We start from the raw sequence: 19097 nt of genomic DNA, 5'->3' as shown, positions 1-19097 counted from the left end.
CGCGGGGCACCTTGCGTCTGTTCGGCGCGCACTCCACTTTCTAGAGCACGTTTTCTTGGCATTGCGTCACGGAGGTGCTCCCAGAGCATCCTGGAGGCACAATGCCTCGGTACACCACCTCCTTGCCCGACACCACGCATGCTCGCCAACCTCACCCCCTTCCTCCTCCACTGGGCCCTCACCGCGTTCGCGCTCTGGGTGGCGAGCCACGTCTTCAAGGGCATGCAGTTCAGCAGCACGTCCTCGCTGGTGATCTCGGCCCTGCTGCTCGGCCTGGCCAACGCGGTCGTGCGGCCCTTGCTGGTGTTCCTGACCCTGCCCTTGACGGTGCTCACCTTCGGGCTGTTTCTGCTCGTCATCAACGCGCTGATGCTGTTGCTGGTGGCCAAGCTGGTCGAAGGCTTCAAGATCAACGGGTTCTGGACGGCGTTCTGGGCCAGCCTGTTCATGGCGGTGCTGAGCTTTGTGCTGGGCGCGTTTTTGCTGGGTGGATCGCCGGAGTTCACCATCGACACCGGGCCGACGCCGGGGTCGGTCTGGCTCTGAGGCTTACATGGGCGAATGCATCCGTGCAACAAGCGCGAGAAGACAAGGCGAGATCGGCAAGAGTTCCTGGCCACGAGTCAATCACCCGAAAAACCCATCGGCCCTATCGGACGCCAACGCCATGCCCCGCCGCCGCGCCCACCACCACATCTACGTGATCGAGCTCTCCAAGGAGGTGCTGCACGAAGCCAGGTTCCGCAAGAACAACCCGGACTACATCGAAGGCAAGCCCTGCGTCTACGTCGGCATGACCGGGCTTGATCCAGACCTGCGCTTCGACAAGCACAAGGCGGGCATCCAGGCCAACGCCTACGTCTTCCGCTATGGCCTGCGCCTGTTGCCGGATCTGTACGAGGCGTTCAACCCGATGACATACAAGGACGCGGTGGACAAGGAGATCGAAGTCGGCATCGACTTGCGCTCGGCCGGCTTCGGCGTCTGGCAGGCCTGACGCCCAGCCATTCCCGCAAAGTCCAGAGCCCGCGCTGGGCGGCTCTGCGTGTTTGGTGCCCCGATACTTTTCACCCGTCAGGACCAGCGGGCGCAAGGGCATTGTGAAATGCCCATATGACAGTGGCGTGGCAGCTACCCCGCACCGTGCGGCTGCGCCAGCACAGGGTCGGAGAGGCCTTCGCGAGGACACGCGAATGGGCTCAGGATGAACGCGTTCCGGTCCTCGACGCAACGTCCGTCCAGGTACTCGGCGTAGACATAGTCGCCTTCAAAACGGGCCAGGTCCGCAGGCATGGGGCGCTGAGCCTCGGGCCGCTCGGCAATGGCGACTTTCATGTAGTCCACCCACACCGGCAACGCCAAGCTGCCGCCTGTGGCCCGGCCCAGACTGCGGGGCTGGTCGTATCCGACCCAGACCGCCGACACCACGCCCGACGAATAGCCAGCGAACCACACATCCCGCGCGTCGTTGGAGGTGCCGGTCTTGCCCGCCACATCCTGGCGGCCCAGCGCCGCAGCGCGCCGCGCGGTGCCGTGTTGCACCACGTCGCGCAGCATGCTGTCCATCACGTAGGCGTTGCGCTGCGAAATCACGCGGGCGCGCGTCGCTTCGGGTGGCGCCTCGTAGAGCACCCCGCCATCGCGCTCGCTGACCTTGAGCACCAGACGCGGCGCCACGCGTTCGCCACCGTTGGCGAACACGGCATAGGCCTGCGCGAGCTGCAGCGGCGTGACCGCGCCCGCGCCAAGCGCCAGCGGCAGCCCCGCCGGGTTCCGCGCGGCCTCGAATCCGAAACGCGTGACGGCGAACTGTTGCACGTGCTCTGCCCCGGCGGCTTCCATGAGGTTGACCGCCACCACGTTCTTCGACCGCACCAAGCCACGCCGGGCGGTGATGAAACCTTCGTACTGGTTGCCGTAGTTGCGCGGTTGCCAGGCCTTGCGGCCACGCGCGGGCGGCGTCACGAGGCGTTGCGAATCGTCGATGAAGGTGCCGGGAAAATAGCCCTTTTCCAATGCGGCGGAGAACACGAAGGGCTTGAAGGTGGAGCCGGGCTGGCGCACCGCTTGCACCGCGTGGTCAAACTGGTTGAAGCCAAAGTCGAAGCCCCCGGCCAGCGCCAGTATCTCGCCCGATACCGCATCGATGGACACCAGCGCACCTTCCATTTGCGGCAGCTGCCCCAGGCTCCAATGGCCACCGGCCTCGGCCACCACGCGGATCACCGCGCCTGGCGCCATGCGCCGTTGTGCTGGCGCATCGGATTTGAGCCATGCGCTGGCGCTGCGGTCCAGCCTCGCGGGCGCAATGCGCACTTGCGTGCCGTCGCGCAGCGCGGCCGTGATGCCGCGCTGGACCGAGGCTTCCACTACAAGCGCCGCGCGCAGCACGCCGCTGTCGCGGTAGGGCGCGAGCGCGGCGCGAATGGCGGCATGGTCATCGGCACGTACGGGCATTTGCAAGCGTCCCTCCGGCCCGGCATACCCACGCTGGCCCTGGGCGCGCAACAGGCCCGCGCGCAGGGCGCGGGTGGCGGCATGCTGCGCCGGCAGGTCGATGGTGGTGAGCACATCCAGTCCGAGCGAATAGGCATCGTCACCGTACTGCGCCACCAGCATGCGGCGCACCTGCTCGATCGCGTACGCGGCGGGCGCATCGGTCGATGCGGCACGCGGGCGCAGCTTCAAGGGTGTGGCGCGCGCCTGCTCATAGGCGTGCTCGTCCAGATAGCCCAGCTCATGCATGCGCTTGAGGATGTATTGCTGCCGAACGGTGGCACGTTCGAGGTTGGCCACCGGGTTGTACGCCGAAGGTGCTTTCGGCAGTCCGGCCAGCATGGCCGCCTCGGCCACGCTGAGCTGGTCCAGCGTCTTGTCGAAATAGACCGACGCCGCGGCCGCGAAACCATAGGCCCGTTCGCCCAGGTACACCTGGTTCATGTACAGCTCCAGAATCTTGTCCTTGCTGTAGACCGATTCGAGCTTGTAGGCCAGCAGAATCTCCATGATCTTGCGCTGGTACGTTTTCTCGCGGCTCAGGAAGAAGACGCGCGCCACCTGCATGGTGATGGTGCTGCCTCCCTGGGCGTGTTCACCCGCCACGAGATTGCCCAGCGCCGCGCGCGCGATGCCCGCATAGTCCACGGCACCGTGTTCGTAGAACCGCGCATCTTCGATCGCCACCAAGGCGTGCTGCACCGTCAACGGAATGCGCTCGATCGGCACAAACTGGCGCCGCTCCTGGCCGACCTCGGCAAGCAGGCTACCGTCCTTGGCGTAGATGCGCATCGGCTGCATCGGGTCGTACTGGGCCAGGTGGCCGACCTTGGGCACCTGTTCCCACAGGCGGTGCAGCGCGTAGGCCGCGCCGATGGCCATGCCCGCGCACAAGCCAAGGATCAGCGCGACAAAAAATGGGATGTTGAAACGGGTTCGGGCAACAGGGGATGGAGCTTGGGATGAAGACATGCAAAAAAAAAGGCTCGTGTCAAAGCAGGACGCGCGCGTTCGCGCTCGGATCCTGTGGCGCCCCTCTCTCTCCCGAAGAGCGTTGGAGTCTATCAGGGCATGGTTTTTCGTTGATGTGCACAATACCGCCCGACTTCAGCTCCCATTTTTCCCCATGCCCCACATTCATTTCATCCAGGAAGGCCAAGGCCCCACCGTCGTTCTCAGCCATGCACTCGGCTGCGACCTGAGCATGTGGGACGGCGTCGCCGCAGCCCTGCGCGAGCGTTTCACCGTGTTGCGCTACGACCACCGCGGCCACGGGCGCTCACCCGCATCCGGCGGCGCGTTCACGGTGGGCGATCTGGCCGACGACGCCGCACGGCTGATCGAAGCCGAATGCCAAGGCCCCGTGCATTTCGTCGGCCTGTCCATGGGCGGCATGACCGCTCAAGCCCTGGGCGCGCGCCACCCGGGTCTCGTGCGCAGCCTGGCCATCGCCAACGCGGCCATGCACTACCCCCAAGCGGCTCGCGACATGTGGCAAGCCCGCGTCGATACCGTGCTGGCACAGGGCGTGCCGCCCATTGCCGAAGGTGCGCTGCAACGCTGGTTCACACCCGCCTTCCGCGAAGACGCCGCGCGCGGGCAGGCCCTGGTGGCGCAGTTGCGCGAGGTGCTCGTGCGCAGCGATGCGTCTGCCTACGCCGCGGCCTGTCAGGCGGTGGCGGCCATCGATCTGGCGGCCGGCAATGCGCGCATCACCTGCCCCACGCTGGTGATCGCGGGCGACCTGGACGAAGCCACGCCACCGGCCATGTCGCAAGCCATCGCGCAGTCCATTCCGGGCGCACGGCTCCAGCATCTGAGCGCCGCCCACCTGAGTGCGGTGGAACAGCCCGAGGCGTTCGCCGCCCTGCTCACCGCTTTCTGGGCTTCCTGCTGACCTTTGCGGTGGTGGGCTGCAGCAATGCCGCGAACTCGCGCGCGGCGGCGCTGCGCGAAGAACCCCGGCGCCACAGAATGCCGGCCTGCCGCACGATTTGCGGCGAGCGCAACACCAAGGCCTTCAGATCCGGTGCCTGAAGCGCCGCGCGCTCGGGCACGATGCTGGCCAGCGAGCTCGCCCGGCACACACCGATCAAGGCTTCGACCGACTCGATCTCCACTTTCACCAGCGGCTTCACGCCGGCCGCGTGCAAGTGGTCGTCGATCAACCGTCTCGTTGCGAAGTTGCGTGGCAAGAGCGCCAAGGGCAGTTCGGCCAGCTGTTTGAAATCGATGCCGCGCCGATCCGCCAGCGGGTGCCGGGGCGCGACGACGAGCATCAAGCGCTCCTCGAACAGGTGCTCGGCCTCAATGCCCTCGTGCGCGGCCGGATGGAAGGCAATGCCGAAATCCAGCTCGCCATTGAGCAGCTGTTCCTCGATCGCGCCAGCGCGCAAATCACGCACCTCCACCGACACCCCCGGGTAGGCCTCGGAGAAGGCCGCCACCGTGGCCGGCATCAAGGTGTTGAGAAATGTCGGGAACACCCCGATCGTCAGGCGCCCCGTCTGCAAACCACTCAACTCCGAGAGCGCCATGCGCCCCGCTTCGAGCTCCTTGATGGAGCGCGCCGCGTGGTCGCGAAACGCCATGCCGGCCTGCGAGAGCCGCAGTCCGCGTCCCACCCGATCGAACAAGGAGACGCCCAACTCCTGCTCCAGTTGCCGGATTCCGTGCGAGAGCGTGGACTGGGTGACGAAGAGGTTGCTCGCGGACAGGGTGAGGTGTTCCGTGCGGGCAATGTCGAGAAAGTAGCGCAGTTGCCGAATTTCCATGAGGCGCTTTCTACCGTTCGAAGATATCGAACGTTATATCTCGAATTATTCATTTGATCAAAGACGCCGCGAACACTAACCTGCCCACATCTCCACCCCACCGACCGATTCAAACGCCATGCCCGCCACGCATTTCATCGAACGGATCCAGGCGCGCATTCTCGACATCGCGACGATCCGGCCGCACAAGCTGTCCTTCGGCGCGATCAGCCAGCAAAGCCCGGTCATCGTGCAGCTGTGGCTCTCCAACGGCGCCAGCGGCTTTGGCGAAGCGGCCACCATCGGCGGCCCTTCGTGGAACGAAGAGTCCCCAGAATCCATCCTCCACGCCATCAACGAACACCTGGCGCCCGCGCTGCTGGGCACCGACGGCACGCGAGCGGGCCAAGCGCTGGCGCTCATGGACACCCGCTGCCGCGGCAACGCCTTCGCCAAGAGCGCGGTGGAAATGGCCCTGATCGACGCACTGGCGCGCACCCTGGGCGTACCCGCATGGCAACTGCTCGGCGGCAAGCGCCACGAGAGCCTGCCGCTGGCCTGGACGCTGGCCAGCGGCGACGTGCAGCGCGACCTGGAAGAAGCGCATCTGCGCCTGGAGCAGAAACGCCACCGCATCTTCAAGATGAAGATTGGCGCGCGCGCGCCCGAGGCCGATCTGGCCCATGTGAGCCAGATTGCTCGCGGCCTGGAAGGACACGCCACCCTCACCGTGGACGTGAACCAGGCCTGGGACGGCAACACCGCCCGGCGCTTCCTGCCGCGCATGATCGACGCCGGCGTGACGCTGATCGAGCAGCCGGTGGCCAAGTGGAACGTCGAAGCCCTCAAGACCCTGACCACGGCGCTCGGTGACCGCGCCAGCATCATGGCGGACGAAACCGTGTGCACCCCGCAGGACGCGATGCGGCTGGCCCGCGAGCAGGCCTGCCATGTGTTCTCGCTCAAGGTCGCCAAACACGGCGGGCTCCTGCGCACGCGCGCGGTCGCCGAGATCGCCGAAGCGGCCGACATCGGCTGGTACGGCGGCACCATGCTGGAGACCTCCTTGGGCAGCGCCGCATCGGCCCATGTCTTCAGCACGCTGGGCACGCAGCACCACGGCTGCGAACTGTTCGGCCCGCAGTTGCTGGTCGACGACATCGTGACCGAGCGCATGCCCATCGTGGATTTCGAGCTGCAACTGCCGGATGGGCCGGGCTTGGGCATCGAGATCGACCCCGAGCGCCTGGAGCGCTTCGACCGCGCCCGCCAGGGCCTGAACGCCACCCACGTCGACCTCGGCCGACGCACCCTCACCGTTTGAAAGGAAGCCGCATGCTCTACCTCGTCCGCATGGATGTGAACATCCCCCTGGACATGCCCGCGCAGACCGCCGCAGAGATCAAGGCGCGCGAGAAAGCCTATTCGCAAGAGCTTCAACGCGATGGCCGCTGGCGCCACCTCTGGCGCGTGGTCGGCGAGTACGCGAACTACAGCGTGTTCGACGCGGCCTCGCACGACGAGCTGCACACGCTGTTGTCCCAACTGCCGCTCTTTCCGTACATGAAGATTTCCGTGACGCCGCTGGCACAGCATCCCTCGGCCATCGCCTGATCCACTCCTCTTTTCGCCCCATGACCATGATTTCCTCCCACACCCGCCGCCACCTGCTCGCCGCCCTTCTTTGCGGCAGCGCTCCCCTTGCCCTGCTGGCGCCCGCCGCGCACGCACAAGCCACGGACTGGCCCTCGAAGCCCGTGCGCTGGATCGTTCCGTTCCCACCGGGCGGCGCAATGGATGCCATCGCCCGCACCTTGGGCGAGAAGGCCGGCGCCACGCTGGGCCAGCCCTTCGTGATCGAGAACAAGCCCGGCGCGGGCGGCAACATCGGGGCCGAGTTCGTCGCCAAGGCGCCGGCCGACGGCTACACCATCATGATCACGTCGATCGGCATGGCCACCAACAAGCCGCTCTATGGCAACCTGCGCTACGACCCGGTCAAGGACTTCGCGCCCGTGAGCCTGCTGGCCGTGGTGCCCAACGTGCTGGTGACCAACCACACGCAGCCCAACGTGAAAACCGTGGCCGACGTGGTTGCCGCCGCACGCAAGGCGCCGGGCACGCTCTCCTATGCGTCGGCTGGCAATGGCACCTCCATCCACCTGGCCGGCGAGATGTTCACGTCGCTGAGCGGCGCGCAGATGCTGCACGTGCCATACAAGGGCAGCGGCCCCGCCGTCAGCGACATGCTCGGCGGTCAAGTCAACTACATGTTCGACAGCATCACCTCCGCGCGCCCTCACCTCGAGTCGGGCAAGTTGCGCGCGCTGGCCGTGACCACCGCCAAGCGCTCCAAGGCCCTGCCCAACGTGCCGACGATGGCCGAAGCTGGCGTCGCGGGCTACGACGTGTCGCCCTGGTTCGCGGTGTTCGCCCCCGCGGGAACGCCCAAGCCCGTCATCGCCCGCATCAACAAGGCCTTGCTCGATGCCATGAAGCAGCCCGACGTGGCCGAGCGCCTGAACACGATCGGCGCCGAGCCAGTGGGCTCCAGCCCCGAGGCGCTTGCCAGCCATCTGGCGCGCGAGACCACCATGTGGACCAAGCTCATCACCGAACGCGGCATCAAGCTCGATTGATGTCCCCGCGGTGTCCACCGCAACGCACACAACCTCATGGACGACAACGAAGCCTTGCCCCTGACCCGCATGGAGCGCGTCACGGGTTGACGGCGACGTCGCCACCCAGCGCCTGCAGGCGCTGGTGAGCTTCGCTCGTGCGGTCCAGTGGAAGTCCGCGCTTGGCGCTGAGGTAGTGCGCGGTAAACACGTCGAGCCACGCCACCAGGGCGTCGGCCGCTGACACATCCTGCGCCAGCGCCAGGCACATCGATGCCACCTCGGCCGTGCAGAAATGACCCTCGCGCGAGAAGCGGCGCAAGCGGTAGTGGGACGCCACCTGCTCGGGGTGCAGGCTGAGCACGGGCAGGTGGTTCAGGTAAGGGCTCTTGCGAAACATCTTGCGCGCCTCGGTCCAGGTGCCATCGAGCAACACGAACAGCGGCTTGCGCCCCGGCGGCGCAGGTGGCACCGGCAACAGGCCCGTCACCACCCGTTCGGGCGCAACGAACTCTCCCGGAAATACCACGTAGGGTTGCCACTGCGGATCGGCCAACAAGGCCAGCAGGCCCGGGTCCACCACCGTGCGGGCCCAGCCAAAGGCCCAGGTATCGCGTACCACGTCGGCCACCAGCCAACCGGTGTTGCTGGGTTTGAGCGCCTCGATGTCGCCCATGATCAGGCACACCCCCGCGCGGGTGCTCACCCGCGGCGTCCAGGCACACACGCAGTGGCTGTGGACCACGCGGCAACGCGCGCAGCGCCCACCACCCGATCCTCGCGCGACGAAGGGTTTGGCGCTCGCCGCCAGGCGCGCCGCACGCAGACGCGAAACGGCATGCTCCATCGCAGCATGGGGGGTCGGGGGAAACGCAAAAACAGATGTCATGAAAACGCAAAAAAACCGATTTCAGCGGCGGGGACAGCGTGGCACAGAAAGGTTTTTATTACTTCCTTGGCCCGCGCACGCGAACATTTTCACGGCCAGCCGGAAATGCTTCCGTTCGTCGCCGCAGAGGGCCGTTCGGTAAGGCGTGGGGCACATGATCGCGGTCGAGATTTTGATATGACACCACCGAAAGCCCCGCGCACGCCCAGGTCTTCGCGCAGCCGCCGCGCGATCCGCAAGAAGCGGAGTCAGCCCCTCCTCTTCAATGGCGTAGGCTCGCTCCTCGCTGGGGCCGCCTTGTGGATCGTGTCGCTGCTCATGCGCGCCGAAGACAGCACAGCGTACGCGGCCAAGGCACTGCTCGCACCGGCCTGGATGGGCCTGATTCTGGGCGTTGGCCTGCTCATCACGCATGTGGTGGGCAAGCACCGCGCCAAGGTGGAAGCCGAAATGCTGCTGCGCCAGCACTCGACGTTTCTGGAGCCGATGCCCCGGCTGTCCCCCCAGCGCAAACCTTCGGGCAACGCCTCCTTTTCCGGGTCAAGGCAAACATCGGGCACAGCGCGGTGAACCGTGATTTTCCGCTCGGGGAAGATCAGACAACGCCTACCCGACAACACGGCATGAGCCCACGATAATCCGCCGATGCCCATCACAGAAATCGCCGTCTGGTCTGCCATGTTGGGCGGCTTGCTGACCTTGTCGGCACTCGCGTTGGCCGACGTCATCGTCGGCCGAAATCTGGGCACCGTGCGCAACCTGCTGTTCGTGGTCATCACCGGCTTCCCCTGCGTCGTGATGACCGGTCTGCCCGAGTATTTCTTTCCCGACCTGCCCGCGCGGCTGATCGTGGTGCTCAAAGCCGGCATGGGCCCGCTGGCGGGTGCCATGGGTCTGTACTTCGTCGGTACCTGGCTCGGCGGCGTGCGCGAAGACAACCAGATCCACCGACTCACCGCCTTCGGCAGCGCCGTGGTCGTGGCGGTCGCAGTGGGCTTGATGGCCATGGCCAGCCAGGTGAATCAGGCCCACTTCCAGTCCCTGCTCCTGGTGGCGATGGCAGCGAACATGGTGCCGGTATTGCTGGCGCTCGGGGCCACGGTACGCGCCGCTCGGCTGGGCGATCCACTGGCGCGCTGGATGTCGCTGGCGATCGTGTGTCTGGCGGTCCTCACCGTGAGCCACTACCTGCATGGGCTCAGCGTGCTGGGCCTCGGCCTGGGCACGCAAGTGCTCACCGCGGCGATCACCATCCTGTTCTTTCTCATGTCCTCGGTCCTCGGCCTGCTGCGCAACCGGCACCTGCGCGAGCTGGCACGGCTCTCCAGGCTGGAACACGGCTCGGACCCGGCCACCGGCCTGCCCAGCGGCTCCGTGCTGCTGGCCGATGTGGAGCACACGTTCTGGCGCGCCGCCCGCATGCACCACGAATGCTCCGTGGTCTGCCTCTATATCAGCAACCTGTACGAACTGGCCGAAACGGTCGGACCCGGCGTGGAGCATCAGATTCTCGTGACGATGGCCGCGCGCATCCGGCGCACCGCGGGGTTTCGCTGCACGGTGGGGCTGTACCACCCGCGCTGCTTCGTGGTCGCGATGCCGCTGGACGCGCGCGTGCCACCCGTGAAATCCACGGCGGCCCGATTGGCACTCTCGGTATCGCACCCCATGGTGGTGTTCGACGGGCAGCGCGAACGCAAGCCTTTTCGCCCACGCTTGGGCCTGGGCATGGTGACGGTCGACCCGTCCAACACCACGCCCATGGATGCCATCCACGAAGCCGAGCGGCGCGCCCTGGCGACGGTCATGCACGACCTGCCGGCCCGCGACGAGCACATCGTCGAAACCGCGCCGGCGTCGCTGGGCGATTGACAGCGGGCACGCGCGCATGAAACCCCATCTCCTGCGGCTCAGCCCGGCCGCCGAACGCAACAAGGAACCGATCCTGGCCGTGCTGCGCCAACTGCTGCCCGAGCACAGCCGCGTGCTCGAAATCGCCTCGGGCACGGGGCAGCACGCCGCGTGGTTCGCCGCCGCCATGCCCCACTGGACCTGGCAGCCCACGGACTTGCGAGCCGATGCGCTGCCAGCCATCAGCGCCTGGCTGGCAGAGACCGGTGCACCCCACGTGCTGGCGCCATTGCAGCTCGACGTACAGGCCTCTGCCTGGCCGCTCGATCCCGCCGAGCCATTCGACGCGATCTACTGCGCCAACCTGCTGCACATCGCCCCCTGGGATTGCTGCAGGGCGCTCATGGAAGGCGCCGCGCGGCACCTTGCGCCCGAAGGACTGCTCGTCACCTACGGGCCGTATCTCGAAGAGGGTGTGTCCACGTCGGCGGGCAACCTGGCCTTCGACGAGAGCCTGCGCCAAGAGAACGCGGCCTGGGGCATTCGCCACCGTGCGCAGGTGGAGCAGGAAGCGTGGCGGGCCCGGCTCGTGCTGCGCGAGCGCCACGCCATGCCGGCCAACAACCTGCTGCTGGTCTGGGCACGGGAACCTTGAGCGCGCACAAGGGCTCCATCCCGACGTCTTCGCGAACCCGCTCTGCGCCATGCTCAAGAATCTCAAGGACCTCTTCGACACCCTCACGGCGGGCCTGACCGCGCCCGGCCATGCACAGACCGCCGCAGAGCAGGCGCACACGCTGCAACTGTCCACGGCCGTGCTGCTGGTCGAGGTGATGCGCGCCGACCCCACGCTGAACGACAGCGAGCGCGACGCGGTGCTCACCGCGCTGCGGCGCAAGTTCGCGCTGAGCGACGACGAGTTGCAGCGCCTGCTCGACATGGCGCACGAGACCTCCCGCACCGCCTACGACTTCCACCGCTTCACCGACCTGATGAACGAGCGCTTCACGCAAGCACAGAAGATCGCCGTGGTCGAAGCCATGTGGGAGGTCGCGCTCGCAGACCACCACCTCGATGCCAACGAGCACCACGTGATCAGCAAGGTCGCGGGCCTTCTGCACGTGACACATGGGGAATACATCGCGGCCAAGCTGCACGTCCAGGCCGCGCTCAAGCGCTGAACGACAGGCCACACACGCGGGTACACAACTTTGCGCTGGCGGAGCGCAGCGTTTACGGCAGGTTCACAGTCGCCCCGCACGATGGAGTCTCACCAACCCAAGGAGAACGCTCCATGAAAACCCGAAACCTTGTTGTGTATGTCCTTGCCGCCGCCTCGTTGGGCGTGAGCACCCTGTCTTTTGCGCAAGGTGCGCGCTTCGAGCCCAGCCACATGCAGCGCGTGGACGACCGGCGCGATGACCGTCGGGACTACCGCCATGACCGGCGCGACGATCGTCGCTACGACCGCCGCGATGACCGCCGCGACTTCCGCCACGGGCCGGTGGTGCGCCACAACCACTATTACTACAACGCACGTGGTCCTGAGTTCCGCCGCGGTGGCTATGTTCCCCGCGAGTACCGCAGCCGCCAATACGTCGTCGTGAACCCCAGGGCGCACCGCCTCTATGCGCCCCCGCGCGGACACCAGTGGGTGCAGGTGGGCAGCGACTATGTGCTGGTCGCCATCGCCACCGGCCTGATTGCCAACCTGATCTTCAACAACTGACGCACGCCGGCCCCGGCCACGCCGCGCCATCGCCCCGTCGATGTCGCGGCGATTGTTTTTGGCGCGCGCGACCACGGCGCAAAAAGCGTCAAAATACCGCCCCATGAACATCCGACACATCGCCCTCCCCCTGGTCGCGGCCCTGTCCCTGGCACTGGCCGCCTGCTCCAAAGAAGAAGCCGCCAGCGCGCCTGGCAGCAGCACCCAGGCCGCCGCCGACAAGAGCCCGATCGCGCAGGCGCAGGCCTACGATGTGCTCGCCGCGCAAGGCAAGGGCTTCGTGGCTGGCGCCATGATGAGCGCCAACACCGTCTACGTGCTGTTCGATCCGCAGTGCCCGCACTGCGGCCACCTGTGGCAATCGTCGCTGGCGTTGCAAGGCAAGGTGAAGTTCGTCTGGCTGCCCGTGGCCATCATGAACGCGAAGAGCGCACCCCAGGGTGCGGCCATCATGACGGCGGCCAATCCGGTCGAGACCATGACGGCACACGAGCAGCAACTGCTCGGTGGTTCGGGCGGCATGTCGGCCTCCGCCGACATTCCCGCCGAGGTGATGCAGACCATCAAGCACAACACCGACCTGCTCGAACGGCTGGGCGCGACCTCCGTGCCTTTCATCGTGGCGAAGCACCAGGGCAGCGGCGCGGTGATCACGCAAAACGGCGCCATGAGCGTGGAAGCGCTGGCGAATTTCCTGGGCATGGGGCAGTAAGTTCCGTGGCGCTGCGAAGCCCCTGGAACGGGTGCTTTGTCGCTTACCATTCGCGCATCGAGCCGCGTGTCGCGGCGGTCATTGGAGTGCATCATGGGCAAAGAACAACGCAACGAAAAAATGAGCAAGAAGCCGAAGAAGGACACGTCCGCTCCCAAAGGACCTGTCAATTCGGACCGCCCCACCGCCCCCATGACAGCTGTGATGCCGCGCGGCAAAGAGAAGAACAAGTGAGTGCCGCAGCATGAGGGCGACCTGGAATGGCGTGACCATCGCCGAGAGCGACGACACCGTGGTGGTGGAAGGCAACCACTACTTTCCCGAGAGCTCGCTCAACCGCGACTTTGTCACCTTCAGCAACCACCGCACCAGTTGCCCCTGGAAGGGCCAGGCGAACTACTACTCGCTCCTGGTCAATGGCGAGCTCAACACCGATGCCGCCTGGTACTACGCCGATCCCAAGCCCGAAGCTGAGATGGTCAAGGGCCGCGTGGCGTTCTGGAAAGGCGTGAAGGTCGAAGCCTGACAGCTCAACGCCTATCGGGCTTTCGAGGCTTTGCGCCGCGTTCCTTTTTCCGGCTCTGCCGATCGGCATCTGCCTTCTGCCCGGCGCGCAGCCATTGCGTGAATTGTTCGGGCGTTTCCAGCGTGATGCGGCCCAGGATGGCGCTGCGGAAATCGGCAATCACCAGCTCGGCAGCCTTCTGCCAGTTCACCGCGCCCCCGCCGGCCAATGCGCCGCGTTTGCGTGCAATCGCTTCGAGCAGCTCTTCGTCGGGCAGTGCGGCGATGGCCTCGGGCGACAGGCCCAGCTTGTAGCGCGCGTCGAGCAGCGTGGCATAGGACAGCTTGAGCTTGGCCAGCAACTCGAGCGCCACTTCCTGATCGTCGTAAGCGTTGCGGCCCACGGCGCCACTGGCGGCGAGGTTGAAGCCGCTCTCGGGCACGACGATGCGCGGCCACAGCATGCCGGGGGTGTCGAACAGGTAGAAGTCGTCCGCCAGGGCGATGCGCTGCTCGGTGCGGGTAATGCCCGCTTCGTCCCCGGTCTTGGCCGCGCGCTTGCCCATGAAGGTATTGATGAGCGTGGACTTGCCGACGTTGGGAATGCCGCAGATGAGCACACGCATGGGCTTGACCATGCCGCCGCGGCGGGGCGCGAGTTCGTGAGACGCGGCGATGATGGCCCGCGCCGGGGCGGTGACGCTGGCGTCCAGCGCGATGGCGCGCGTGTGGGACTGGGCGTTGTAATGCGCAAGCCAGAGCGCGGTGCGCTCGGGGTCTGCCATGTCCTGCTTGTTCAGCACCTTCAAGGTGGGTTTGGCCGACGTGAGCTCGGCCAGCAGCGGATTCGCGCTGGAGCCGGGCAGGCGCGCATCGAGCATTTCGATGACGACATCGATGTCCTTCACGCGCTCGGTGATGGCCTTGCGCGTGAGGTGCATGTGCCCGGGAAACCATTGAATGCTCATGGGGAAAGTGGCGCGTCGCAGATCGGAAAAACAAGCATTGTGCCTTGGTGTAATTCCCACGTTACCGCCCCTCTCCCGTCTCTACAATCGCACGCACAAACCAACACGAGGGGCACCCATGAGCATCACCGTCAAGATCGATCTTGGCTATGAATTCGACGTCAAGGCCAAGGCCGCCGACGTGTTCGAGGTGTTGTCCGACGTGCCCGAATCGGTGAGGCACTTTCCCAAGGTAGAGAAGCTCACCGACCTGGGTGGCGGGGTCTACCAGTGGGAGATGGAGAAGGTCGGCACTGCGCAGGTGAACATCCAGACGGTGTACGCCAGCAAGTACGTGAGCGACCAGGCGCGCGGCACGGTGAAGTGGACGCCCGTCAAGGGCGTGGGCAATGCGCAGGTGGGCGGCCACTGGAAGATCGTGGACAACAAGAAGTCCACCGGGCTCACGCTGGCCATCCAGGGTCAGATCGAGGTACCGCTGCCTGGGCTGATGAAGATGGTGGTGTCGCCGGTGGTCGAGGCCGAGTTCGAGAAGCTGGTGGAGAAGTACATCGCCAACCTCATCAAACGCTTTGGCGGCGAGGCCTGAACTGGAAACACCCCCTGCGCCGCTGCGCGGCGTCCCCCCTCCGTGGCGCGCCTTCGGCGCTTCGAGGGGGGACGGCATCTCGGGCCGGCGGAGCCGGACCCTTGATGCCTCTGGGTTCAGGCAGGCTCGCCGGAGAGCGTGCGCGAAGGCACCCACTCACACCATCAGCTGCTGCTTGAAGAACGCCATCGTGCGGTCCCAGGACAACTTCGCGGCAGCCGCATCGAAACGTGGCGTGGTGTCGTTGTTGAAGCCGTGCTGGGTGCCCGGGTATTGGTGCGCGGTGTAGCGCACACCGGCCGCCTTGAGAGCGCTCTCGTAGGTTGGCCAGGCGGCGTTGATGCGCTCGTCCACCGCCGCGAAATGGATCAGCAGCGGCGCCTTGACCCGGGCTGCCGCTTCCGCCGGTGGCTGGTTGCCGTAGTACGGCACGGCCGCCGCCAGATCCGGGATTTCAGTGGCCAGCATGTGCGCAATGCCACCGCCATAACAAAAGCCCACCACGCCCACACGGCCGTTGCTGTCGGGCCGCGCCTTGAGCGCGGCCGCCGAGGCCAGGAAGTCCTGCCGGGTCTTGGCCTGGTCGAGCTGGGCGAACAACGCGCGGGCCTTGTCTTCGTCGCCCGGGTAACCGCCCAGCGGCGTGAGCGCGTCTGGAGCGAACGCCAGGTAGCCGTCCACGGCCAGGCGGCGCGCGATGTCTTCGATGTGCGGGTTCAGCCCCCGGTTTTCGTGCACGACCAGCACCGAAGGCAGTCGCCCACCGGCTGGGGGCGCCACTGGCTTGGCCACATACGCCTTGATGGTCCCGTAGCCCAGGGGAGACGGCACGCTCACGGTCTCGGTCTTGATGCGCGTGTCGTTCGCCGGCACCACCTGCCCAGCCGCGAAGTTCGGCGTAAGCGCGGCGAGCAATCCTGCTGCGGTCATGCCACCCACCGCGAACTTCTTGGCCCGATCCAGAAACGCGCGGCGATCGATATCTCCATGCACGTAGGCATCGAACAGGATCAGCAGTTCCTGGTCGAAATCGGCGGCGCTCAGACGGGTCATGGTGGTCTCCGGCAAAAAAGCGCAGCATAGGGCGTGGGAGCAGCGGTCTGCTGCGTGCAAACCCTAGTGCACCGCTCAAGGCTTCAAACTGCCAGCGGCGTGGTCTGTGTGCGGGGACGGCCCAGCCGGGCTGGGGAGACGTATTCCTGCCGGTAGATTTCGAACGGCATGGTGTCGGCGGCTTCGATGGCGCGTTGGTCTTCCACCGATTGGGCGGCCATGGCCTCGAACCGCGCCTGCTGCGCGTGCGACCAGGGCAGAGCGGCCAGTTGCTGGTGGGTCAGGTGCGATTGCGCACGCGCAAAGGCAACGAACGAGTCGCCATGGTGTTTGTGCATGGCCTGCAGCACGCGCGCAGAAGGCAAGGTGTCGGGGTCCTTGAGTTGGCCTCGGGCCAGGGCCACCGAGCGCACGTGCGCGTCGCCACCTTGCGCGGCATCCAGCATCGCGGCAATCGGGCCGAGCTGGTCGAGCAATTCCGCACCCCATTGCACCAGCGGCACGCTTTCACCCCGGCGCAGGAGGTTCAGGCCAGGTTCGCGGCCCCGCGCGGCGGTCAGGTGCTGGTTGTGCGCGAGCTCGCGGATTTCAGCCGGCGTGTCCGGCGGGCTGTCCGACAAGAGGCAGTGCAGCAGAAATACGTCGAGAAAACGCAGCGTGGACGCACCGATGCCGATCGGTTCGAAGGGATTGAGATCCATGAGCCGCACTTCGATGTATTCGACACCGCGTTCGCGCAGCGCATGCAGCGGGCGCTCCCCGGGCTTGATCACGCGTTTGGGGCGGATGGTGCCGTAGAACTCGTTCTCGATCTGCAGCAGCGTGGTGGCCAGCTGGTTGTAGTCGCCACCCGGGTTGCGGATGCCCACCGCCTCGTACGCGGGCCAGGGGCGTGTAAGCGCATCGTGCAAAGAGGCCGCATAGCCTTCGAGGTCGTTGTAGCTCACGGCCAGCGTGGCCTGGGCCTCGCTCTGGTAACCCAGGCGGCCCATGCGCAGCGAGGTGCCGTGCGGCATGTACAGCGTGCCGCCATCGCCCAGCTTCTGCAGCTCGTGCTGGCGGCCTTCGACGAAGGTGGAACACAGCGCGGGCGACGCGCCAAACAGCGTGAGCAGCAGAAAGGCGTGCCGGCGGAAATTGCGGATGAGCGCGAAGTAGCCGTCGTTGTCGACGCCGGGCAGCGACCAGTTGTAGTGGATGCCCGAAATGGTCTGCATGCGCCGGCCATAGCGGTGCGCCAGGCCCATGCGGTAGACGCTCTTGGCCCGCCCGACGTTGGAAGAACCGTAGCGTCCGATCGGAATGGTTTCGTCGGGTGGCAGGCCGCAGGGCATGCTCGACGCCCACATCATTTCGTCGCCCTTGGCGCGCAGGCTGTTGACGGTGTATTGGTGGACTTCGGTGAGCTCGGCCAGGCAGCCTTCGACGCTGTCGTGCACGCCCGTGATGAGTTCGAGCTGCGACTCGCTGTAGTCGGTGGTGATGTGCGGGTGGGTCAGCGCGCTGCCCAGCGCTGCCGGGTGCGGCGTGGCGGCCAGTTTACCGTCGGGCTGGGCGCGCAGGCTTTCCTTTTCAATGCCACGGCGCATACCGCGCAGGCGATCCCCCTGGAAGGTGGCCAACCGTTGTTCTAGAGAGGTCATACAGGCGTGGTGGTTCGAGTCCGGGGCCGGAAGTTAACACGCCGGCGCTATTTCCGCAGCCGGCTGGAAGATTGCCGCTGTGGTAGGCAACTGGGAGCTCTGGGCATGCCGCAGCCAGGCTTCGATGGCTGCAGGTTCGTGCACCAGGCGCAGTTCGTCGAACGCAGCCTGCGCCTCGGGGTAGTGCTTGCGCAGGTAATTGAGCCATTGCTTGAGCCGCCCGGCGCGGTGGCGCCGTTCCACGCGCGCGCTCACCTGTTGCCAGAACAGCTCGAAGAGCGGTGGCAGCACCCGCCAGGGCACGCCGCCCTGCCCTTGGATGGCCAGCGCCAGGCCCGGGTTGGTGACCATGCCGCGGCCGATCATGAGGTGTTCGCAGCCGGTCACTTCGCGGCAGCGCCGGGCGTCGGCCACGGTCCAGATTTCGCCGTTGGCGATCACCGGCAGGCGCAGGTGGGCGGGCAGCGAGGCGCGCACTTCGGCCAGCCGCTCCCAATACGCGGGCGGCCGGTAGCCATGGGCCTTGGTGCGCGCGTGGATCACGAGTTCGTCCGCGCCGGCCTCGGCGATGGCATGGGCACATTCTTCGGCCCGATCGTCGTCGTTGAACCCCAGGCGCATCTTGGCCGACACCGGCACATTCGCGGGCACGGCGCGGCGCACCGCTGCCACGATGCGGTGGATCAGCTCGGGCTCGTCGAGCAGCACCGCACCGCCTCGGCTCTGGTTCACGGTCTTGGCGGGGCAGCCGAAGTTGAGGTCGATGCCATGCGGACCCAGGCTGGCCAGGCGCTCGGCGTTCTCGGCCAGCAGCGTGGGATCGGAACCCAGCAATTGCGCGCGTACCGGCACGCCCGCGCGCGTGTAACCGCCGTTGCGCAGTTCGGGCACCACGCGGTAGAACGCGCGCTCGGGCAGCACGGTGGTGGTCACACGGATGAACTCGCTCACGCAACGGTCAATGCCACCGGTGCGCGTGAGCACATCGCGCAGGGTGGCATCGAGCAAACCTTCCATGGGGGCGAGCAAGAGCATGGCCGTATTGTCCTTTGCCTCCTGGACAATGGCGGGATGTCTGTTTTGTTTTCTCCGGTTGATCCGGCCATCGGCGACCACGGGGCACGGCTCCGCGGGTGTCCCCCGCCGCCGGGAGGGCGGCTCCTCCTGATATTGTTCAAACTGCTCTCCTCGCGCCGAAGAGAGCCCGTAGTGTGACCCCGATCTCCTCCTTTGGAATTGCCTCCCGCGGTAAAGAGTGGGGCACGCTCTCGGATTCGACGCTGTAGCTCGAA

The 19097-nt window shown here is 66.3% G+C and carries 22 protein-coding genes; 15 read left to right on the top strand and 7 right to left on the bottom strand.

Annotation, left to right across the window (positions count from 1 at the left end; translation table 11 throughout):
• Positions 1-138: 138 nt before the first annotated feature.
• Positions 139-546 carry a phage holin family protein gene (locus F9K07_RS10895; protein ID WP_159592760.1) on the top strand — a complete coding sequence of 136 codons (408 nt, stop codon included), beginning with the start codon at positions 139-141 and terminating at the stop codon, positions 544-546.
• A 121-nt stretch (positions 547-667) separates the two neighbouring features.
• Complete coding sequence (locus F9K07_RS10890) at positions 668-997, top strand: hypothetical protein (protein WP_159592757.1); 330 nt, start codon at positions 668-670, stop codon at positions 995-997.
• A 134-nt stretch (positions 998-1131) separates the two neighbouring features.
• Here F9K07_RS10890 and F9K07_RS10885 read toward each other — a convergent pair whose 3' ends face one another.
• A complete protein-coding gene (locus tag F9K07_RS10885) occupies positions 1132-3468 on the bottom strand; it encodes a penicillin-binding protein 1A (protein WP_159592754.1) in 2337 nt (778 codons plus the stop codon).
• A gap of 154 nt (positions 3469-3622) precedes the next feature.
• Between F9K07_RS10885 and F9K07_RS10880 the strand changes: the two genes are divergently transcribed.
• The gene (locus F9K07_RS10880; protein ID WP_159592751.1) at positions 3623-4393 is read left to right on the top strand and encodes an alpha/beta fold hydrolase; all 771 of its coding nucleotides are present in this window, start codon (positions 3623-3625) and stop codon (positions 4391-4393) included.
• Here the strand turns inward: F9K07_RS10880 and cynR are convergent.
• Positions 4368-5270, bottom strand: coding sequence for a transcriptional regulator CynR (cynR, locus tag F9K07_RS10875; protein WP_159592748.1), 903 nt, complete (start codon positions 5268-5270; stop codon positions 4368-4370). The two genes, F9K07_RS10880 and cynR, sit on opposite strands and share 26 nt — an antisense overlap.
• Before the next feature lie 118 nt (positions 5271-5388).
• On the opposite strand from cynR, the gene F9K07_RS10870 reads away from it, so the two are divergent.
• From F9K07_RS10870 to F9K07_RS10860, 3 genes are read left to right on the top strand one after another with little or no spacing between them, the layout of a single operon-like run.
• Positions 5389-6573, top strand: a complete 1185-nt coding sequence (locus F9K07_RS10870) for a muconate cycloisomerase family protein (RefSeq protein ID WP_159592745.1) — start codon at positions 5389-5391, stop codon at positions 6571-6573.
• A gap of 11 nt (positions 6574-6584) precedes the next feature.
• A complete protein-coding gene (gene catC / locus F9K07_RS10865; protein WP_159592742.1) occupies positions 6585-6863 on the top strand; it encodes a muconolactone Delta-isomerase in 279 nt (92 codons plus the stop codon).
• 20 nt (positions 6864-6883) lie between these two features.
• The gene (locus F9K07_RS10860) at positions 6884-7888 is read left to right on the top strand and encodes a tripartite tricarboxylate transporter substrate binding protein (protein WP_442907414.1); all 1005 of its coding nucleotides are present in this window, start codon (positions 6884-6886) and stop codon (positions 7886-7888) included.
• Between the two features lie 79 nt (positions 7889-7967).
• Here the strand turns inward: F9K07_RS10860 and F9K07_RS10855 are convergent, their stop codons facing one another.
• A complete protein-coding gene (locus F9K07_RS10855) occupies positions 7968-8714 on the bottom strand; it encodes a tRNA-uridine aminocarboxypropyltransferase (RefSeq protein ID WP_159592739.1) in 747 nt (248 codons plus the stop codon).
• A gap of 219 nt (positions 8715-8933) precedes the next feature.
• Here F9K07_RS10855 and F9K07_RS10850 point away from each other — a divergent pair, with 219 nt between their 5' ends.
• The 8 genes from F9K07_RS10850 to F9K07_RS10820 all read left to right on the top strand — a co-directional run bounded on the left by F9K07_RS10850 (position 8934) and on the right by F9K07_RS10820 (position 13574).
• Positions 8934-9326, top strand: coding sequence for a hypothetical protein (locus tag F9K07_RS10850; RefSeq protein ID WP_159592736.1), 393 nt, complete (start codon positions 8934-8936; stop codon positions 9324-9326).
• A 75-nt stretch (positions 9327-9401) separates the two neighbouring features.
• Positions 9402-10628 (top strand): hypothetical protein, encoded by a 1227-nt coding sequence (locus F9K07_RS10845; protein ID WP_159592733.1) that lies wholly within the window; start codon positions 9402-9404, stop codon positions 10626-10628.
• A gap of 16 nt (positions 10629-10644) precedes the next feature.
• Positions 10645-11262 carry a DUF938 domain-containing protein gene (locus F9K07_RS10840; RefSeq protein WP_159592730.1) on the top strand — a complete coding sequence of 206 codons (618 nt, stop codon included), beginning with the start codon at positions 10645-10647 and terminating at the stop codon, positions 11260-11262.
• 49 nt (positions 11263-11311) lie between these two features.
• A complete protein-coding gene (locus tag F9K07_RS10835; RefSeq protein WP_159592728.1) occupies positions 11312-11788 on the top strand; it encodes a tellurite resistance TerB family protein in 477 nt (158 codons plus the stop codon).
• Positions 11789-11901: 113 nt separating this feature from the next.
• Positions 11902-12336 (top strand): RcnB family protein, encoded by a 435-nt coding sequence (locus F9K07_RS10830; protein WP_159592725.1) that lies wholly within the window; start codon positions 11902-11904, stop codon positions 12334-12336.
• A 103-nt stretch (positions 12337-12439) separates the two neighbouring features.
• On the top strand, positions 12440-13048 hold the full coding sequence (locus tag F9K07_RS10825) for a thioredoxin fold domain-containing protein (RefSeq protein WP_159592722.1): 609 nt from the start codon (positions 12440-12442) through the stop codon (positions 13046-13048).
• A 93-nt stretch (positions 13049-13141) separates the two neighbouring features.
• The gene (locus F9K07_RS31565) at positions 13142-13282 is read left to right on the top strand and encodes a hypothetical protein (protein ID WP_201451542.1); all 141 of its coding nucleotides are present in this window, start codon (positions 13142-13144) and stop codon (positions 13280-13282) included.
• A 10-nt stretch (positions 13283-13292) separates the two neighbouring features.
• Positions 13293-13574, top strand: a complete 282-nt coding sequence (locus F9K07_RS10820) for a DUF427 domain-containing protein (RefSeq protein ID WP_159592719.1) — start codon at positions 13293-13295, stop codon at positions 13572-13574.
• A gap of 4 nt (positions 13575-13578) precedes the next feature.
• Here F9K07_RS10820 and ylqF read toward each other — a convergent pair whose 3' ends face one another.
• Positions 13579-14520, bottom strand: a complete 942-nt coding sequence (gene ylqF, locus F9K07_RS10815) for a ribosome biogenesis GTPase YlqF (protein ID WP_159592716.1) — start codon at positions 14518-14520, stop codon at positions 13579-13581.
• A gap of 118 nt (positions 14521-14638) precedes the next feature.
• On the opposite strand from ylqF, the gene F9K07_RS10810 reads away from it, so the two are divergent.
• Positions 14639-15109 (top strand): SRPBCC family protein, encoded by a 471-nt coding sequence (locus F9K07_RS10810; RefSeq protein WP_159592713.1) that lies wholly within the window; start codon positions 14639-14641, stop codon positions 15107-15109.
• A 156-nt stretch (positions 15110-15265) separates the two neighbouring features.
• Here F9K07_RS10810 and F9K07_RS10805 read toward each other — a convergent pair whose 3' ends face one another.
• From F9K07_RS10805 to F9K07_RS10795, 3 genes are all read right to left on the bottom strand, one after another.
• Complete coding sequence (locus F9K07_RS10805) at positions 15266-16162, bottom strand: dienelactone hydrolase family protein (protein WP_159592710.1); 897 nt, start codon at positions 16160-16162, stop codon at positions 15266-15268.
• Positions 16163-16245: 83 nt separating this feature from the next.
• On the bottom strand, positions 16246-17805 hold the full coding sequence (gene gshA / locus F9K07_RS10800) for a glutamate--cysteine ligase (protein ID WP_159592707.1): 1560 nt from the start codon (positions 17803-17805) through the stop codon (positions 16246-16248).
• Between the two features lie 33 nt (positions 17806-17838).
• Entirely contained in the window at positions 17839-18840 is a 1002-nt protein-coding gene (locus F9K07_RS10795) for a tRNA dihydrouridine synthase (protein WP_159592704.1), read from the bottom strand.
• Between the last annotated feature and the right edge of the window lie 257 nt (positions 18841-19097).

This window comes from Hydrogenophaga sp. BPS33 (assembly GCF_009859475.1).
GTDB lineage: Bacteria > Pseudomonadota > Gammaproteobacteria > Burkholderiales > Burkholderiaceae_C > Hydrogenophaga.
This window is presented reverse-complemented; position numbering and strand designations above follow the sequence as displayed.

Excerpts from the sequence above, each read along its gene's own strand:
- F9K07_RS10810 (WP_159592713.1), top strand. The coding sequence starts at position 14,639 with ATGAGCATCACCGTCAAGATCGATCTTGGCTATGAATTCGACGTCAAG.
- gshA (WP_159592707.1), bottom strand. The coding sequence starts at position 17,805 with ATGACCTCTCTAGAACAACGGTTGGCCACCTTCCAGGGGGATCGCCTG.
- F9K07_RS10830 (WP_159592725.1), top strand. The coding sequence starts at position 11,902 with ATGAAAACCCGAAACCTTGTTGTGTATGTCCTTGCCGCCGCCTCGTTG.
- F9K07_RS10880 (WP_159592751.1), top strand. The coding sequence starts at position 3,623 with ATGCCCCACATTCATTTCATCCAGGAAGGCCAAGGCCCCACCGTCGTT.
- F9K07_RS10895 (WP_159592760.1), top strand. The coding sequence starts at position 139 with ATGCTCGCCAACCTCACCCCCTTCCTCCTCCACTGGGCCCTCACCGCG.
- F9K07_RS10805 (WP_159592710.1), bottom strand. The coding sequence starts at position 16,162 with ATGACCCGTCTGAGCGCCGCCGATTTCGACCAGGAACTGCTGATCCTG.
- F9K07_RS10855 (WP_159592739.1), bottom strand. The coding sequence starts at position 8,714 with ATGGAGCATGCCGTTTCGCGTCTGCGTGCGGCGCGCCTGGCGGCGAGC.
- F9K07_RS10825 (WP_159592722.1), top strand. The coding sequence starts at position 12,440 with ATGAACATCCGACACATCGCCCTCCCCCTGGTCGCGGCCCTGTCCCTG.
- F9K07_RS10890 (WP_159592757.1), top strand. The coding sequence starts at position 668 with ATGCCCCGCCGCCGCGCCCACCACCACATCTACGTGATCGAGCTCTCC.
- F9K07_RS10845 (WP_159592733.1), top strand. The coding sequence starts at position 9,402 with ATGCCCATCACAGAAATCGCCGTCTGGTCTGCCATGTTGGGCGGCTTG.
- F9K07_RS10885 (WP_159592754.1), bottom strand. The coding sequence starts at position 3,468 with ATGTCTTCATCCCAAGCTCCATCCCCTGTTGCCCGAACCCGTTTCAAC.
- F9K07_RS31565 (WP_201451542.1), top strand. The coding sequence starts at position 13,142 with ATGGGCAAAGAACAACGCAACGAAAAAATGAGCAAGAAGCCGAAGAAG.
- F9K07_RS10820 (WP_159592719.1), top strand. The coding sequence starts at position 13,293 with ATGAGGGCGACCTGGAATGGCGTGACCATCGCCGAGAGCGACGACACC.
- F9K07_RS10840 (WP_159592730.1), top strand. The coding sequence starts at position 10,645 with ATGAAACCCCATCTCCTGCGGCTCAGCCCGGCCGCCGAACGCAACAAG.
- F9K07_RS10835 (WP_159592728.1), top strand. The coding sequence starts at position 11,312 with ATGCTCAAGAATCTCAAGGACCTCTTCGACACCCTCACGGCGGGCCTG.
- ylqF (WP_159592716.1), bottom strand. The coding sequence starts at position 14,520 with ATGAGCATTCAATGGTTTCCCGGGCACATGCACCTCACGCGCAAGGCC.
- F9K07_RS10850 (WP_159592736.1), top strand. The coding sequence starts at position 8,934 with ATGACACCACCGAAAGCCCCGCGCACGCCCAGGTCTTCGCGCAGCCGC.
- F9K07_RS10860 (WP_442907414.1), top strand. The coding sequence starts at position 6,884 with ATGACCATGATTTCCTCCCACACCCGCCGCCACCTGCTCGCCGCCCTT.
- cynR (WP_159592748.1), bottom strand. The coding sequence starts at position 5,270 with ATGGAAATTCGGCAACTGCGCTACTTTCTCGACATTGCCCGCACGGAA.
- F9K07_RS10795 (WP_159592704.1), bottom strand. The coding sequence starts at position 18,840 with ATGCTCTTGCTCGCCCCCATGGAAGGTTTGCTCGATGCCACCCTGCGC.
- F9K07_RS10870 (WP_159592745.1), top strand. The coding sequence starts at position 5,389 with ATGCCCGCCACGCATTTCATCGAACGGATCCAGGCGCGCATTCTCGAC.
- catC (WP_159592742.1), top strand. The coding sequence starts at position 6,585 with ATGCTCTACCTCGTCCGCATGGATGTGAACATCCCCCTGGACATGCCC.